This window comes from Phormidesmis sp. 146-33 (assembly GCF_052939515.1).
The window spans coordinates 13,665-30,146 of record NZ_JBJPHU010000057.1; the positions used below are offsets into that span (position 1 = coordinate 13,665).

The following is a 16,482-nucleotide window of genomic DNA, read 5'->3' on the forward strand; positions in this document are numbered from 1 at the left end:
TTAAGTGGAGTGTCTCAACCACAGCCTTTGATAGTCAGAAATCAGTATTCAGAAATCTCCAAAATTCAGAGAACTCAGGATTTAAGCTTCAAAGCTTGTCCCTGAACAGTGGGTGCTGATTCGATTCCGAGCAGACGATCGATCGTCGGCACTACGTCAATATTGCGAACTTGCTTCAGACTGCCCTGATCGATATCTGGCCCCGCCGCAAAAAACACCGCACTCATGTTGAGCTTCTCTGGATTGTAGCCATGTGCGCCATAAAAGCTGGGCACCGAAAGGAAGCCAGTCACCGAGGAATTATCCCCCAGTCGTGGAATCGAAGGGGTTTGTGTTCCGTCAAAGTTGTAGCCTTCAGCCATTGTCGCAAACACATCGCCGCTGTCTTGAGCAATGAATTCGTTGGTGCCCAGACCAAAGGGGCGATCGCTCCCATCTTGGGGCAACGGACGTGGGTAAATCTTGTCAAAAATGGGTTGGTTTTTGGCGTAGTTGGGATTCGTGTCTACCAATTCTTGAAGCGCTTGCACAATCTGCTGTTGGAGGGTGACATATTCTTCACGGCTGACGGTGCCATCGGGTTCGCGTCCCTGTAGATTGATGTAAATGTTGGTCGCTGGGCCCGACGTGATTGCCCGCACTTTAGTCGGATCAAATCCTTTACTTGTCAGGTAAGGCGTGAGATTGACCGAGGTGTGGAAGGGCGAAAACCCGTGATCCGACACGACAATGATGTTACGGCGCGGAATGCCCCCACGAGTCCCGACGGCTCGAATCACTTGCTGAAGCGCTCGATCGGCGACTCGATAAGCCCTCTGAACATAGGTCGCATAGCGGGCAACCTTGGCAGCATCTTGTCCCCCGTTGATCGAGTTGGGATCAGTGGGATCGGTTGCCTGTCGCGGGTCGATCGTCAAAAATTGGTGTTCCGAGCCGTCGGGTTGTTCAAAATACAGCAGCACCAGATCGGCATCAGGATTCTTGGCGATCGCTCTCAGGGCGACACGGGTTTGATAGTCGGTAAAGGTTTGAACTAGGTCTTCGTAAATGTCTTCAAGTTCTCTATCAGGAAAGGCATTCAGACCGACTGCCGATCGCTGAGGAATCCGAAAATCAGGTTGCGGTGCCCAAAATCCAACATTGTTGTTGATATCGTCTACATCCGCCAAGACAGCAGCGTTGCGAGGAATGGCGTTAGCCGAATAGCGAACTAAACGCACCGTAGACAAGTCAGGCGTAAGTCTGCTGACATAAAAAGCGGTTCCAGCCTTGTTAGAACTGCCTTCAAAGTAAAACGGACTCGATTTTTTGAGTTTTGCCTGCACAAATGCCGACCCTGTAGAGGGCAAGCTGCCACCCACTTGAATTCCCAATTTTGCATCAAAGAACACGATCGTGTCGTAGTTAGTCTGGCGATCGTTGCTGGTGTCAAGTGCCGCCGCTTGCAGATCAAAACTGGCTCCTCCGACGGTGACCTGCTCTAGCGAAGTTTGCAAAACGGGACTGTAGGAGACTTTGTTGACGGCGGTGAGTTGAGCAATCGTCGGCTCTGAGGCAGGCTGAAAGTCAGAACGAGTCAGGCTAAACCCTCTCGCAGACAGTCCCGCAAAGGCTCCAAATGGCACGGTGTAATCGACGGTGCGTTCTTTAGCAGATTGCAGTAGCGGACTGGTCGGCGCAGTGGTCAGACGAATATCAGCGCCATCGGCACCCGGAAAGGTGGCAGCGACGACTTTTTTACCGTTTTGTCGCAGTCTGATCCAGATGGGTTCTGCGGTGGGTGTGGCGCTTTGACTCACGCCGTTAGCGTCGATCGAATAGCCGCCGATCGGGGCTGCAAACCCGCTAATATTTTGCCGAAACGGACTGGCAACCAGGTGAAAACTGTTAGCGACTACATTGGTTTTGGCCGTCGTGGCCCCGGCTCCGATCGAGACATGACAAGCCGCCGTCAGTGAGGGATTACAGGTGATGTTACGCTCGGCAACGACTCCCCGACTTTTTAATAATCCCAGGCCCTGGTTCGGTTTGAGAATGCCTTTTTGTAGATACTCTTCAACAAATCTAGGCGTTGCGCCATCTAGAGAAATCAACACAACGGGCGATTGTCTAGTAGCACTTTGAGCAACCGTTGTATGAATACCAATTGCAATCAAAAAGGTGACGATCGCAAATGCCAAAAGTCGTCTAAATAAGCGAAAATTTGAAGGTCGAACAATGCTAGATAGAATCACCCTGATATACCGAGAGATTCTCTGAATGATTGAGGAAGGATTCAGATTTTCCCAAAAATGGTTATTCATCAACGTGCCTGGATTGGATTAACTGAATTGCTGTGTAGTCTACTACCAGGATGTTAAGCCCAGACTATGTTTGGATTAACGCGATCGACAAATTATCCATCTCAAACTAGCAATCATCTTAAGCGGTACTCTAACCCACACCTTTAGACTGCTGAATCCCTTATACCAAATTGATCTTTGAGTGCTACAGATCTTGGAAGCTTCTACAACACTAAATTGAATGAAGGTTACATAGATTGATGAATCTTAGATAAACAATTCTGTCGTATCTGCTTACCACGAATAATGCACCATTAGGATCGTTTGCCTCGTTCGATTAGGGCTGCTCTTGCTTGTTCACGATCGTCAAAGTGAATTTTCTCCGTTCCCAAAATCTGATAATCTTCGTGGCCTTTGCCTGCAATTAACACGCCGTCTCCTGGTTTGGCTTGCAGAATAGCGGTGCGGATTGCGGTCGCTCGATCGCTCACCACCAGAGCCTTGACGGATTCAGGAATACCCGCCACAACATCTTGAAGAATGCGATCGGGATCTTCAGTCCGAGGATTGTCAGAAGTCACGATCGCCTGATCCGCCAGCGTTGCAGCAATATTGCCCATTTTGGGACGCTTGGTACGATCGCGATCGCCGCCACAGCCAAACACACAAATCATCTGACCCGGAATAAACGGCCGCGCCGCTTTCAGCATGTTTTCTAAGCTGTCAGGCGTGTGAGCATAATCGACAATCACGCTGATGTCCTGATCAGGTTTCACCTGCACTTGCTCCATGCGCCCCGGTACACCTGTAAAGCTGGGCAGCGTGTGAGCCATTTGTTGTAAATCGAGTCCGAGATGCAGACCTGCGCCAATCGCCGCCAACAAATTCGCCAAATTGAACTGACCCACCAGGGGCGATCGAAATTCAATGTCACCTTTGGGCGTATGGAGAAGTCCGCTCACATTGTCTGAACCGTAAACTAAATTGCTCGTCCACAAATCGGCTTTTTGCTGTGTGCTGTAGCTCCAGACGGCTGTAGCGTTTTCTTTTAGCTGCTCGATCAGGCGTTGTCCATAAGTGTCATCCAAATTAACGATCGCTCGACTGTTGAGATAAGACTGGCTAAACAAGAGCGCCTTTGCCGAAAAATAATCCTCCATGTCTTTGTGATAATCGAGGTGATCCTGCGTCAAATTGGTAAACACCGCCACCTCAAACGGACAGCCCAACACGCGACCCTGAGCCAGCGCATGAGAACTCACCTCCATCACGCCCACCTGACAGCCTGCGGCGATCGCGTCTGCAAACTGACGCTGTAAATCGACAGGAAACGGAGTGGTATGAGCCGCCGTCTGCTGAAAGCCTTTCCAGCGGGTGTAGAGTGTGCCAAACAGAGCGGTCGGTTTTTGCGCCTCGGTTAAAAGAAATTCGATCAAATGGGTGGTCGTGGTTTTGCCATTCGTCCCGGTCACGCCGACCAACTTGAGCTTTTGGGCTGGGAATTCGTAAAAAGCGGCCGCGAGTTGAGCGCACACCTGCATCATGTCGATCGCCGGAATCACCAAAGGCGGCCGTTCAGTCAAAAACACCGGATCGCCCATCGCCTTACTCGCCGCTTGAGAAGAGACGATCGCTGCCACCGCGCCGGATGCGATCGCACTTTGCCAAAAATCGCCACCATCGACTCGCGTTCCGGGCATCCCAATAAACAGATCGCCTGCCTGACATGCGAGAGAATTAGTCGTCAACCCTTTTACATCCGCGTCTAGTGCCGGGTGGTCGGGCAATTCCCCTAATCCAGGCAGTTTCGCCAATAATTCTTTAAGCTGCATCGTTCACTCCTTTGCCAAAACGCTTGCGCCTATTATTAGCGATCGAGGCCCCCATATTTCTGTAGCATCTGTTCTAATTGGTGAACGGTAGCGCGAGGAGAAAGGCGGGGAAGCAGGGAGGAGGGATGAGGGATAAGGGATGAGGGATGAGGGATGAGGGATGAAGGATTTGCTTGATCGTCCACCAAAAAGAGAACGGGGATTTCGTACTGGTAAGCTTGAAACCAGTCGTCGCGGGTGGTGATGTCGCGGATTTCCAGGTCGATTTCCAGGGTTTGAATCTGCTCTAACTTCTCCTGTAATCCTTCACACAAATGACATCCCGGCTTGCTGTAAAGAATTAACTTCATTGTTTCATCCCTCATCCCTCATCCTTCATCCCTCAATTTACAACGCCATGACAAAGACTGTCTTGATCACCGGAGCCTCTACCGGAAATCGAAGGGGTTTCTGACTCGCTGCAATATGAATTGGAACCCTTTAATATTCGAGTCAAACTGATTGAGCCAGGGCCAATTAAAACTGATTTTTATGGGCGATCGCTCGACCTTGCCCAAAAGCCAGGACTGAGCGCCTACGATGCTTTCGCCGCCAAAGTAATTCCCAGTCTCAAAAAAGCGGGAGAAACCGGATCGCCACCCCAAAAAGTTGCCGAAATCATCTATCAAGCTGCAACTGACAATTCTAAAAAACTTCGCTATCCCGCAGGCGGCAACGCTGGAATATTGCTTTTACTGCGAAAGTTTTTACCCGACAGCCTGTTTAGTACAATAGTTCGTAGCAGCGTGATTCGCAAATCCTAAACTATCAGCATTCGATGAAGGACTTTGCCCATCAATGGAGAATTTTGCACTGAAATTCTTATCTTAAAGTCCCTCAGAATTGGGGGTTGGGGGGCAAAAGCGCCAAATAACGAAGCCAAGAAACTTCAGCAAACTAGCCTTAAACTGCACGAGCATTCTAACCGCATGATCAAAGTTCTTCACCTTTCTGATATTCACCTAGGTAGCGGGTTTTCGCATGGAAAAATCAATCCAGAAACGGGGCTGAATACGCGATTAGAAGATTTTGTTGCCACATTGGGACGGTGTATCGATCGCGCCCTCTCAGAACCCGTCGATCTCGTGCTGTTTGGCGGAGATGCCTTTCCTGATGCCACGCCTCCACCCTATATTCAGCAAGCGTTTGCCCGCCAGTTTCATCGCCTGGTCGAGGCTCAAATTCCTACCGTTTTGCTTGTCGGCAATCACGATCAGCATTCTCAAGGAGCAGGCGGCGCAAGTTTGTGCATTTACAGAACGTTAGGCGTTCCCAATATCGTGGTGGGCGATCGCCTCGAAACGCACTGCATTCAAACTCAAAACGGCCTGGTTCAAGTGATCACATTGCCGTGGCTCAATCGGTCTACTTTACTAACGCGACCAGAGACCGAAGGATTGTCAATGTCAGAAGTGGGACATTTGCTGCTCGATCGCCTCCGCGTTGCCCTAGAAGGTGAAATTCGCAAACTCGATCCTACCGTTCCCACCGTTCTCTTAGCTCACCTGATGGCAGATGCCGCAAACTACGGCGCAGAGCGGTTTTTGGCAGTCGGAAAAGGATTCACGATTCCATTGTCGTTTTTGACACGCGACTGTTTCGATTATGTGGCGTTAGGTCATGTTCATCGACATCAAGTTCTCTGTCAAGATCCACCGATCGTTTATCCCGGTAGTATTGAACGAGTTGATTTTAGTGAAGAAAAAGAAGACAAAGGCTATGTGCTAATTGACCTGCAAAAAGGGAATGCGGCGATCGAGTTCTGTCCCCTGCCCGTTCGCAAATTTTGCACCATTCAGCTTGATTTGTCCGAAGAAGACGATCCGCAATCCGCCCTACTCGAAGCCATTGAGTCAGAATCCGTTCAAAATGCTGTTGTGCGAGTGATTTACCAGCTTCGTCCCGAACAGAGCGATCGCATGGACGACACCCAACTTCACCAAACCCTGAGCATCGCCCACAGCTACACCCTTCAACCCGAATTAATTAGCCAACTGTCACGATCGCGCCTCCCCGAATTGGGAATTGGGACGACGATCGACCCCTTGAACGCCCTGCGCGCCTACCTAGACAACCGAGAAGATTTGCGCGACCTGCAAGAACCCATTCTCACGGCCGCCCAAAACCTTCTCGATCAAACTGATTGGTTAGGAGATAGCGATCTGGCGATCGATCTCGAAGATCCCGCCTCGACCCAACTCACTCAAACTCAGCTACGCCTGCTCTAACCTCTTAAAGTCTCCCAATGGCAGCTTGGGGGCAAAAGCTCCACGCGACGAGGCAAAAGAACGCCATCAAATTCACCACTTAATTAACTTCTAGCGATCGACCCCTTGCCAACCGCTAAAAGCAAACTTCTACTTGCGAATCAACTGCTGAACTTCTTGCTTTAGCTGAGGATTCTTTTGAATCGCCTCAAAGATCTGGTTAAATCGCTGCACATTCAAACCCTGATCCTGTACCGCTTTTTCCATCTTAGATTGACTATCTTTTTGAATCGTCACTAACTTAGCAACTGCGCGATCGTAACTTTGCCGCTCCTTCGGCTGAATTTGGCTGGCGGGAGTTGCTTTAGGATTTGCCTGCGTTTTGTAAATTTCGTCAAACCGTTGCGGTGTCAAGCCTTCCCCCTGAATCGCTTGCACAGCCTGCTGCTCAGAAGTTTTGTTGATCACCAAAATCTGTTTGATGGCTCCCGCAAACTTCTGCACTTCGTCTTTACTCGGTTGAGGAGACGCAGCAGGGGCAGCTTGTGGAGCCGGAGCAGGATTTTGTGCTTGAGCAGGCTGAACGGCAAATAACAGAGCAACCGTGCAGAAAGCTGCTAGAGCGTTCTTGATCATCTTGAATTCTCCATGACGACTATAGTGAACCGATCGACAACCAAGCCTTCAACATTACCATTCAGCAATTGCTCTGAAGTTTGTTGTGATTTGCTCTGCACTATCCTATCGGGAATCAATCAATTTAACATCCGATTCTCAAAGCCATTCGCTCGTAACCAATTCACCCAAATTATCTCCATTGGCATACGTGAACTTACCAAATCCAAAACCGTTGACAGAGATAAGCTGTCCCAAGCGTCGCTAAAACTTAGATTAACTGGATTAAATTTGCACCTAATCGCCAGCACAGCATCAAGGGGCATTTCCTCCTTCGGATGGAGTCTGACTGGGTTGATCCTATCAAGTGAGAAAAAACTGCTATGCCGCCCTCTGAGTCGATTTATTTACCTGTTCTAAAACAAAATATTGCTGATCGATCGACCCTGACTCAAGCCCAAACTTCTCCGCCTCCAGAAGTTTCGTCATCGGTTGCTAATCAAGATGCGGCGATGGTGATGATTCCTATTTGCTTTGTGGCAGTCTGGGCGGCCGTGGTCTGTGTGATTTCCAATACCTGGAAGGTCAATCGCAAAGACGTTGAGACCAACAAATTGACGGCGCAATCCCCCTGCAAAAAGTGTCGCTTTTTTAATAGCAATCCCTACGTCAAGTGTGCGGTCAATCCATCTCTAGCGATGACAACGGCTGCAAAAGACTGCACAGACTATCAGCCCAAAGAGCGCAAGCTGATACGATAGAGGACTTTTGTCGCAAAGTGACACTATTTTGTGAAAATCTTGATTTGCGAGGGATTGAGTGGGCGAAGGCAGACCTTGCTCTTAGCGACACGGTTTGAACTGTCAGCCAAAAAATTACAGGTCATTAACTTCTCAACCCTGAGAGGAATTTGCAGGCTTAAAGTCTCTCAAAGTCTGTAACGCCGAGAAGATCACGGTTCAATTGTTCTACTAGATCACACAGTCAGTCTCTTTCAAATTTTTACTCACGCTCTCCGCAATTTTGTCGATCGGTTTGCCCATACTTTCTGGTAGAAACAGAAGGAATTCTGTCTTTCTATCTCTGTGCTGACCAATCCTAATAGATGAAATATAAGCGATGAGCCTTGAGCCGACCAATCACAAATCCGCTAACCTTGATCAAGAAAAATTATTACATCGCATCATTGATCGCATTCGACGATCGCTAGAGCTAAAAGATATTTTGCAAGCAACGGCGGTAGAAGTCGGTGAGTTTTTGGGCACCGATCGCATCAAAATTTATCAGTTTCAACCCGATGGGAGTGGTCAAGTCGTCGCTGAGTCGATTCAAAACGGTCGCTTGCCGTCGCTGCTGGGGTTGACCTTTCCGGCTGATGACATTCCTCTCTACGCACGAGAATTGTTTGCCAAAACGCGAACGCGATCGATCGTCAACGTAGACACTCAGGAGATTGGCCAAAGTGCTCTCGAAGACGTAGACACCAGTATTGCGTTTGCAGACCTGGAATATCGAGCGGTCGATCCTTGTCATGTTGAGTATTTGATGGCGATGGGAGTCACGTCTTCTCTAGTCATGCCGCTGTTGGTGCACGATCAACTTTGGGGGCTGTTTGTCTCTCACCATTCTGAGCCACGAGAAATTCCAGAAATTGAGGTGCGGGCCGTTCAATTGGTGGTCGATCAACTGTCGGTGGCGATCGCTCAATCTACCCTCACCAGCCAAGCCCGCGCCAAAGCCACCCAAGAAGCGGCGATCAATCGTATTACCTGTCTGCTGCATTCGCTCTCGACGATCGAGCTACAGGCTGCCCTTGATGAAACGGTGACAGCCCTACACGGATCGGGCGGTCGGCTGTGGATTCGTCCTGAAGCGTTAGAGCTTTGTGCTGCTGGTTCTTCTGATTCGAGAGTGCCGAGTTGCTCAGTTCGGCTTTATACCAATGGAGTTCAGCCCCAGATCCCGGCTGAGGCTCGTTACCCGCTCATGGAGCAATACAGCGTCTGGAAGGAATTTTTTAAGTCGGATGAGCAGTCCGTTTGGGAGATTCAAAATCTCTACAAAGAGCCAGGTTTACGCAATTTGCAGTTTGCTTTTCGTCCTACTCCAATTCGGGGCATTTTGATTGTTCCACTCTGGCATCGCCATCTACTGTTGGGCTATCTGACGGTGTTTCGCGATGAAATTGAGACTGAGATTCTCTGGGCTGGGCAGGTTGACCCCGATCGTCGTCAGCGTCCCGCTCAACTCTCGTTTGAAGTCTGGAAAGAATCGAAAAAGGGTCAAGCCCAACCCTGGACAACGGACGAGATTGAAATGCTCCAAACCCTGGGTAAGCAGTTTGCGACCGCCATTCAGCAATACGAAATGCACCAGCATCTGCAAACCCTCAATGCTCGTCTAGAAGTCCAGGTCGAAGAGCGCACCGCCCAACTCAGACAGTCCACCGAGCAGCAGCAAATTCTCTTTGAAGTCGTGACCAAAATGCGCCAGTCGCTGGATCTCGACACTATCTTTAAAACGCTGACTCAAGAACTGCGGCGATCGCTGTCTGCCGATCGAGTGGGCGTTTACCGCTTTGACCCTGATTCCCAATTTAACGAGGGTGAATTCATCGCAGAAGATGTATTGCCCGACTTTCCTTCTGCATTAGCCACTAAAGTGCGGGATCACTGCTTTGGCGAAAGTTATGCGACGCTGTATCGCAATGGACGAGTTCAAGCGTTGGATGACATTCAAGCCGCAGGTCATAAAGCGTGTTTTGGTGGCATTCTCGATCAGTTTCAGGTTAAGGCGCTGCTCACGACGCCGCTGCTGAGAGGGGATCAACTTTGGGGGCTGTTGTGCATTCATCAGTGCGATCGACCGCGAGTGTGGAAGCCGATCGAGATTCAGTTTGCGACTCAGGTTGCGGCCCAGTTGGGAGTCGCGTTAGAGCAGTCGGACTTGTTGGCTCAGACCCAAAATCAAACTGAGCAACTCAAGCAAACGCTGCACGACTTGAGAAAGACGCAAAACCAATTAGTGCAGACCGAGAAAATGTCTAGTCTGGGGCAACTGGTTGCAGGAGTCGCCCACGAAATTAACAATCCAGTGAATTTTATCTATGGCAATCTCAATCACGTCAACGACTACGCCCACGATTTGTTAAAACTGGTCGAAATCTACCAGGCACAGTGTTCCCGCCCTTCTGTAGAAGTGTCTGAGCAATTGGAGGCGATCGACCTCGATTTTCTATCCAAAGATTTGCCCAAAACGCTGTCTTCGATGAAGGTAGGAGCCGAACGCATTCGCCAAATTGTGCTGTCTTTACGAAATTTTTCTCGACTCGACCAGGCCGAAATGAAGCCCGTTGATATTCATGAAGGACTGGAAAGCACCTTGCTCATTTTGCAGCATCGCCTCAAAGCTAAAGCAGACACATCGGGGATTGAGTTAATTCGCGAGTATGGCGATTTGCCTCTAGTTGAGTGCTATGCCGGACAGCTAAATCAAGTATTTATGAACGTCTTGAGCAATGCGATCGATGCCTTAGAGGAAGCAGACAGTCAAAAGAGCAAAGCCGGGATCAGGTCAAGCGACCCGCCGATTATTCGCATCCGGACTGAGCGATTGGGAAGCGACCCCTTGCGGGTTACTCAAAGAGATCGCATTTTGATTCGTATTGGTGACAATGGGTTGGGCATTCCTGAAAGTCTCAAACTACAGGTGTTTGATCCGTTTTTCACCACCAAGCCGATCGGCAAAGGCACCGGAATGGGACTCTCCATCAGCTATGAAATCGTCGTCGAGAAGCACGGTGGAGTCTTTAAGTGCAGTTCTCAACCTGGTCAAGGAACTGAGTTTTGGATCGAAATCCCGATTCGACCCTGAGTTGTCAATTCGATGAGAGTTTTTTGCTACGGTGTTTACGGCGTTTGCCCTCCAAAGTGCCAATTGGGGGAAACTTTCAGACAAGACTTTTGGTTCAAAGTCCCTCACTCGTGGGGGATTTAGCTTGCTCTCCTGAATTAACAACCGCAGCGAAGGATTTTATAGAATTCACTTTAACCCAAAACCCCTGCGCTGTAAGCGTTGTAGCTGTAGGCTAACGTTCCTTTGAGTGCATGAGAAGGCTTGAGGCTGCGGTTGATTGAATGGGCAAATGGCACCGAAAATCGACCCAACTCTTCGGGCAATAGAGCATAGTGGGTGTTGGGTTCGACGATGAATCCTGGGCATTTCGATCGCACATTTACACTGTGCAGCAGCCTTTCAATTTCGGTAGCAGAATGCTGATTTAAGTAGATAGAATTTGCGCCAAAAGGCACGATTGTTCTGGATAAGTTTCTGAGCCAGTGAGCCGGACAGTTTTGATTGTGAAACGAATTATTCAAAATAAAAGCGCCGCCTGGTTTGAGAACGCGAGTCACTTCTAACATCAGCTTTTTGACCTTCTCTTTTTCAATATGCATCAACACAGCATTTGAGAGAATCAAGTCCACAGAATTGTCTTCAAGAGGCAAAGTTTCGGCTGAGTCGCAAATAATATTAAACTCGGCTGACGGATAGAAATCATAGACTTCCTTAAAGCGCAACAAGCGTCTCAGCAAGGATTCAGAAATGTCAATGCCGTAGTAGCGATCGCAGGTCAAATTCTTTTCTTTAGAAAGATTGATCGAGGCTCTCCCATAGCCACAACCAATCTCAAGAATAGTTTCAAAGTGTTGATTGTTAGCAAATCGATTCCAAAGACCGCCAATCTTTCCAGTGATTTCTTGATAGTGACTTGCCTTGAGAATATCTTCATTTGCATCCTCAATTTTCTGAGAACCGTAATAAGTTTTTCCAACTTTATCCCACAGTTGCTTTTGGGAAGTTGCTTTTAGTTGTTGATAGTTTTTAGGGAAAAAGATTCCGTTTTGCAACTGAAACTGTTCGAGTAGACGGGGGTTGGTTGAGACGGTCATGTTAGCTCCAAGATTTGACAAATTGACGGTGGGTAGAATGACCTGACAATCTTGAAAGGCACTCAGTAGCCTAAAAATTCTGGCGTTGCTGATTGGAGGGATGAATCCGCGGGAAGTGCCCATCTTTTCGCCTCCTAAATCCCCCAAAATTGAGGTTGAACCTTGGGTTTCCTTCCGCTTTGGGACAATTCATCCCCTGATTCAGCAACGCCAAAATTCTGAGTCACATCGCAAATTCACTGAATTACAAGTGAGTGTGTTAGCACTACCTAAACGCTATTACTCGTAATAATACTGACTGATTCTTCTCCGTCAGGATTATTTAGCGAACTCCACATTATTTATGTCAAACAACTTGCGTTTGAGAGGTTGCCCACCGATCTAGCCCTACGCAGCGTGATTTTGCAGCCCGATCGTCGCCTCCTGCAATCACCCGATAGACTAGAAGTATGGGGTCTTGTATTCAACCATTACCAACCGAAGTCATTCATCTCATTGCGGCTGGCGAAGTCATTGATTCTCTGGCGGCCGTAGTGCGAGAGCTGGTAGAGAACGCGATCGATGCCGCTGCCACTCGCATTACCATTTCAGTTTGGGGCGATCAGGGGCGCATTCAGGTCGCAGACAACGGCGCAGGCATGGACTTGCCAGAATTGCAGCAGGCCGCCTTGCCCCATACGACTAGCAAGATTCACGATCGCCACGACCTCTGGAAGATTCGCAGTTTAGGCTTTCGGGGTGAGGCGCTTCACAGTTTGGCGCAGCTTTCAGACTTAGAAATTCTCAGCCGTCCCATCCACTCAACTCAGGGCTGGAAGATTCTCTACAACACTCAGGGAGAAGTCGCCCAGGTCGAAACTGCCGCGATCGCGCCCGGTACAATCGTCACCGTCAACAATTTGTTTGGCAACTGGCCCGCCCGCCGCGAAGGATTGCCTCCGATCGCTCAACAACTCCGCGCCATCCAGTCCATCATTCAGCAAATCGCCTTGAGCCATCCCCAGGTCACCTGGCAGGTTCAGCAAAACGATCGAGAATGGTTCAATCTCTGGTCAGGTAAGACTGCTCGGCAAATTCTTCCTCAAATTTTGCGAAGCGTTCAGAATACTGATTTGCGAGAAATCAACCTCCAAGTTCCTCCGGAAGGAGTCAGCCAAGAAAGCTCAAACCTGCAAATCCTCCTTGGACTGCCCGATCGCTGTCATCGTCATCGTCCAGATTGGGTCAGAGTGGCGATCAATGGGCGATCAATTCAGATGCCTGACTTAGAGCAGACTATTTTCAACGCCTTTCGACGCACCTTGCCCCGCGATCGTTACCCCGTCTGTCTGCTGCATTTACAAGTGCCCCCCGAACAAATTGACTGGAATCGTCACCCCGCCAAAGCCGAAATCTATCTGCATCATTTGGAATTTTGGCAGACAAAAGTTAGTGAAGCGATCGATCAAGCTCTCCGGCTCAATCCCGAATCTGTTGGCGAAGCGCTCTACAGCGATCGCGTCGGCAAACTTCTCAAAACCGCTGAATCCGGAGGCGGCTACACTGTCGATCGAGGAATCCAGCCTGACTCCTCACTCCTCACTCCTCACTCCTCACTGACCGCGATCGCTCAGGTTCACAATCGCTACATTCTCGCCGAACACCCCGCTGGCCTGTGGCTCGTCGAACAACACATTGCCCATGAGCGCGTTTTGTACGAACAGGTCTGTGATCGCTGGCAGCTAGTCCCTTTAGAACCCGCCATTATTCTCCATCACCTGTCTACTCATCAGTTAGAACAGTTCGATCGTCTAAACCTCACCGTCGAACCATTTGGCGACCAGCTTTGGGCGATTCGTACCGCACCCGCACTTTTGGCGCAGCGAGAAGATTGCCCAGCAGCCCTGCTAGAACTGAGCTTGGGCGGAGATCTGCAAACGGCACAAGTCGCCACCGCCTGTCGCAGCGCAATTCGCAATGGCACCCCACTGACGCTGACCGAGATGCAAACCCTACTCGACCAGTGGCAACAAACCCGCAACCCTCGAACCTGTCCCCACGGCCGTCCCATCTTCTTGTCTTTAGAAGAAACGGCCCTTGCTCGATTCTTTCGTCGGCATTGGGTGATCGGCAAGAGTCATGGGATCTGAAACGACCCCAGCCAGTACATTACAGAAAATTTTCAGTTGCTTAATTTTGGTAATGTGTGTAGAACTTGCATGTCATAATTCCATGCAGGAACAAGTGCAGAAATTTGCGTCTTGTGCGAGTTTTACTCAGTGAGGAGTGTATTTAAATGATCAGCCTTCAGAACAATCGTTGGAATCAAGCGATCGCAAGTGTAACCATTATGGCGATCGCCACCAGCAGCCTGCCTGCCGCCGCTCAAACTCCTGCCTCCTTGGTCGGACAGTGCCGTGCAGCCAAACAATCTACCGCAATTTTTAGTCAGCGATCGTCCACCAGCGCCGTAGTCACCGCATTACCCGCCGAGCAGCGCGTTACCCTTTCTGAGAACGGTGGAACCGATGGATTTATTGGCGTAAGTGCCCCCAGCAAAGGATTTGTGCAGACGGTTAACCTAAAACTCTGTGCCAACAATCCCGCGCCTACGCCTCCTGCCAAAGGGCTGTGCCGTCGGGTCACTCAAACCCAAGGCCTCGTCGTTCGTCAAGGGCCGAATACGACTTCTAGTGTTGTCGGGGGTGTTGATTTTAATAGTCAAGTTTTCTTGACCACCACGCCTGCAACCTCTAAGGTTTCTCCCGATGGTCGGATCTGGGTGCAAATTGCCAAACCTCTGAGTGGATGGGTCTCCAACGGCTTCCAAAATACACCCGGAACCAATCTGGTATTTTGCCAATAACGATCGTATTCAACAGTCATCTAAGGCTTGTGAATTTAATAAAACCGAATATTACGTAGATAACGATTTTATTGAATTCACGACCCTTGGTGGAGCGCAAACTGATGTAATTGCGGCGATCGCCCACGCTCAATCTCCCTCAGTGGATTAGGAAAGATCGACTCGTGAGTGTTCTCCTAAAAATGTTGGGTTGCGATCGACTGCATCTCGTGAGTGTTCTCCTAAAAATGTTGGGTTGCGATCGACTGCATCTCGAAAAGCCCAGGTTGTCGGATCTGGGTTTAATTCTGGGATGAATTGTCACACTTCCGTTCTTTGGCGGTAGTCTAGAATTTATGACAGAAATTCTCTAAAGTTTTGGGTAATTGCCTTATGACTAAGACTCTTTTGAAAGCTTCTAAGGCTGTAATCTTTCAGGGAATCATCGCTGCGGTGGCTGCCCCCGAAAAGACAAGCCAAACAGTTCGCAAAACGAGTCCCAACTATAAGGTGATTGTTTTGAACGATGACTTTAATACATTTGAGCATGTGTCTCAGTGCTTACTCAAATATATTCCGGGGATGACGGGCGATCGAGCCTGGAATCTCACCAATCAAATTCATTTCGATGGGCAAGCCATTGTTTGGACGGGGCCGCTAGAGCAGGCAGAGCTTTATCACATGCAGCTAGGCATGGAAGGGCTGACAATGGCTCCCCTAGAAGCGGCATAGGTGATTAATAAACAGATAGGAGTCAACCGTTTGATATGAAAAACTCTGGTGGACGGTTGGTTCTAAATCACTCCACACATGTTCCTGGGTTGATTGCTCTGCTCGAAAAGCTGACTCACTATCCTGGCATTCAGACCATTACGCCCGGCGTGATTGCGTCTGTGCGATCGCATTCTCCACACTTCAAACTCAAAATATCGGTGCCAATTCGCGGCGGTTACAAAGCGATCGCTCGTCACGGAAAAACTGCCCAAGAAGTGTTTGTGTTGACGACTTTAGAACAGGCAGATTTAGAAGCCGCGATCGCTCAAATCATGTCAAAGTAGCAACCAGACGGAGCGACAAAGCTGGTTGACTGACAAAACTCCTGAAACCCTCGATTTTTCGTAGGTTGGTGTTAAGCAACGCGAAACCCAACAGCCGCCTTTCTACCGTTGCTAACGTTGGGTTGAACCTGGTGAAACCCAACCTACCTGAAAAGATTTGTCAGTCAATCAGGCGACAAAGAGTGAATGAGAGAAGATCACGGTGGCAAGCTTGCTGTCGCGATCTTCTGCTCTCCGTAAAAATTAAGGCTCTGTCTGCTTCTGTCTAATTGACATCCGATGCAGAGGCAGACTCAACGCGCTGGAGAATGTTAGTAGATAAGAAAAGACAGCGGTAAACTTTAGGCTTAAGGCGGCAATCTCCCAGTCAGGTGACACCATTCTTTGGGCCCCGACTGCCATGCAATGCACCACCCAATAGCCAAAACTCAACGCAAACAGCGTATGGTCAGCAGCGTCCAGCTCCTCACCTGGCTTGGAGTTAACGTGATGTAAAACGTAAAGACCAATAACTGCTGCAAAAAAAGAAATCAGACTTAAATATGTTTGCCAAACCGAATGCGCCATGACCGTTACATCAAGAATTTACATTGGAGATCAGTCTAAAGGATTAGAGATCGGCAACCTAGAAATTCTTACAAACAGCAATACTTGACCAGAGTAATTTACAAAACTC

14 protein-coding genes are annotated in these 16,482 nt (G+C 49.1%); 8 read left to right on the forward strand and 6 right to left on the reverse strand.

Annotation, left to right across the window (positions count from 1 at the left end):
- Positions 1 to 74 precede the first annotated feature (74 nt).
- The 3 genes from ACJ2PR_RS20985 to ACJ2PR_RS20995 form a co-directional block, all read right to left on the reverse strand.
- The gene (locus tag ACJ2PR_RS20985) at positions 75 to 2,303 is read right to left on the reverse strand and encodes an alkaline phosphatase family protein (RefSeq protein WP_446878421.1); all 2,229 of its coding nucleotides are present in this window, start codon (positions 2,301 to 2,303) and stop codon (positions 75 to 77) included.
- A gap of 293 nt (positions 2,304 to 2,596) precedes the next feature.
- Positions 2,597 to 4,114 (reverse strand): UDP-N-acetylmuramoyl-L-alanyl-D-glutamate--2,6-diaminopimelate ligase, encoded by a 1,518-nt coding sequence (locus tag ACJ2PR_RS20990; RefSeq protein WP_446878422.1) that lies wholly within the window; start codon positions 4,112 to 4,114, stop codon positions 2,597 to 2,599.
- Positions 4,115 to 4,149: 35 nt separating this feature from the next.
- Positions 4,150 to 4,464, reverse strand: a complete 315-nt coding sequence (locus ACJ2PR_RS20995) for a glutaredoxin family protein (protein ID WP_446878423.1) — start codon at positions 4,462 to 4,464, stop codon at positions 4,150 to 4,152.
- Positions 4,465 to 4,584: 120 nt separating this feature from the next.
- On the opposite strand from ACJ2PR_RS20995, the gene ACJ2PR_RS21000 reads away from it, so the two are divergent.
- Entirely contained in the window at positions 4,585 to 4,917 is a 333-nt protein-coding gene (locus ACJ2PR_RS21000) for a hypothetical protein (RefSeq protein ID WP_446878424.1), read from the forward strand.
- A 165-nt stretch (positions 4,918 to 5,082) separates the two neighbouring features.
- A complete protein-coding gene (gene sbcD, locus ACJ2PR_RS21005) occupies positions 5,083 to 6,381 on the forward strand; it encodes an exonuclease subunit SbcD (protein ID WP_446878425.1) in 1,299 nt (432 codons plus the stop codon).
- A gap of 129 nt (positions 6,382 to 6,510) precedes the next feature.
- Here the strand turns inward: sbcD and ACJ2PR_RS21010 are convergent, their stop codons facing one another.
- Positions 6,511 to 6,996 (reverse strand): DUF4168 domain-containing protein, encoded by a 486-nt coding sequence (locus tag ACJ2PR_RS21010; RefSeq protein ID WP_446857383.1) that lies wholly within the window; start codon positions 6,994 to 6,996, stop codon positions 6,511 to 6,513.
- Positions 6,997 to 7,358: 362 nt separating this feature from the next.
- On the opposite strand from ACJ2PR_RS21010, the gene ACJ2PR_RS21015 reads away from it, so the two are divergent.
- Positions 7,359 to 7,736 carry a hypothetical protein gene (locus ACJ2PR_RS21015; RefSeq protein ID WP_446878426.1) on the forward strand — a complete coding sequence of 126 codons (378 nt, stop codon included), beginning with the start codon at positions 7,359 to 7,361 and terminating at the stop codon, positions 7,734 to 7,736.
- A 358-nt stretch (positions 7,737 to 8,094) separates the two neighbouring features.
- On the forward strand, positions 8,095 to 10,848 hold the full coding sequence (locus ACJ2PR_RS21020; RefSeq protein WP_446878427.1) for a GAF domain-containing protein: 2,754 nt from the start codon (positions 8,095 to 8,097) through the stop codon (positions 10,846 to 10,848).
- Between the two features lie 173 nt (positions 10,849 to 11,021).
- Here ACJ2PR_RS21020 and ACJ2PR_RS21025 read toward each other — a convergent pair whose 3' ends face one another.
- Positions 11,022 to 12,047 (reverse strand): class I SAM-dependent methyltransferase, encoded by a 1,026-nt coding sequence (locus ACJ2PR_RS21025; RefSeq protein WP_446865992.1) that lies wholly within the window; start codon positions 12,045 to 12,047, stop codon positions 11,022 to 11,024.
- Between the two features lie 326 nt (positions 12,048 to 12,373).
- Here ACJ2PR_RS21025 and mutL point away from each other — a divergent pair, with 326 nt between their 5' ends.
- The 4 genes from mutL (at position 12,374) to ACJ2PR_RS21045 (ending at position 15,806) form a co-directional block, all read left to right on the forward strand.
- Positions 12,374 to 14,053: a DNA mismatch repair endonuclease MutL gene (mutL, locus tag ACJ2PR_RS21030; RefSeq protein WP_446878428.1), complete on the forward strand. Its 1,680-nt coding sequence runs from the start codon at positions 12,374 to 12,376 to the stop codon at positions 14,051 to 14,053.
- A 146-nt stretch (positions 14,054 to 14,199) separates the two neighbouring features.
- Positions 14,200 to 14,769, forward strand: coding sequence for an SH3 domain-containing protein (locus ACJ2PR_RS21035; protein WP_446857388.1), 570 nt, complete (start codon positions 14,200 to 14,202; stop codon positions 14,767 to 14,769).
- Positions 14,770 to 15,141: 372 nt separating this feature from the next.
- On the forward strand, positions 15,142 to 15,480 hold the full coding sequence (gene clpS / locus ACJ2PR_RS21040; protein ID WP_446857389.1) for an ATP-dependent Clp protease adapter ClpS: 339 nt from the start codon (positions 15,142 to 15,144) through the stop codon (positions 15,478 to 15,480).
- A gap of 35 nt (positions 15,481 to 15,515) precedes the next feature.
- Positions 15,516 to 15,806 carry a DUF2103 domain-containing protein gene (locus ACJ2PR_RS21045; protein ID WP_446857390.1) on the forward strand — a complete coding sequence of 97 codons (291 nt, stop codon included), beginning with the start codon at positions 15,516 to 15,518 and terminating at the stop codon, positions 15,804 to 15,806.
- A gap of 243 nt (positions 15,807 to 16,049) precedes the next feature.
- On the opposite strand, the gene ACJ2PR_RS21050 is transcribed toward ACJ2PR_RS21045, so the two are convergent.
- Positions 16,050 to 16,373, reverse strand: coding sequence for a hypothetical protein (locus ACJ2PR_RS21050; RefSeq protein WP_446857391.1), 324 nt, complete (start codon positions 16,371 to 16,373; stop codon positions 16,050 to 16,052).
- Positions 16,374 to 16,482 lie beyond the last annotated feature (109 nt).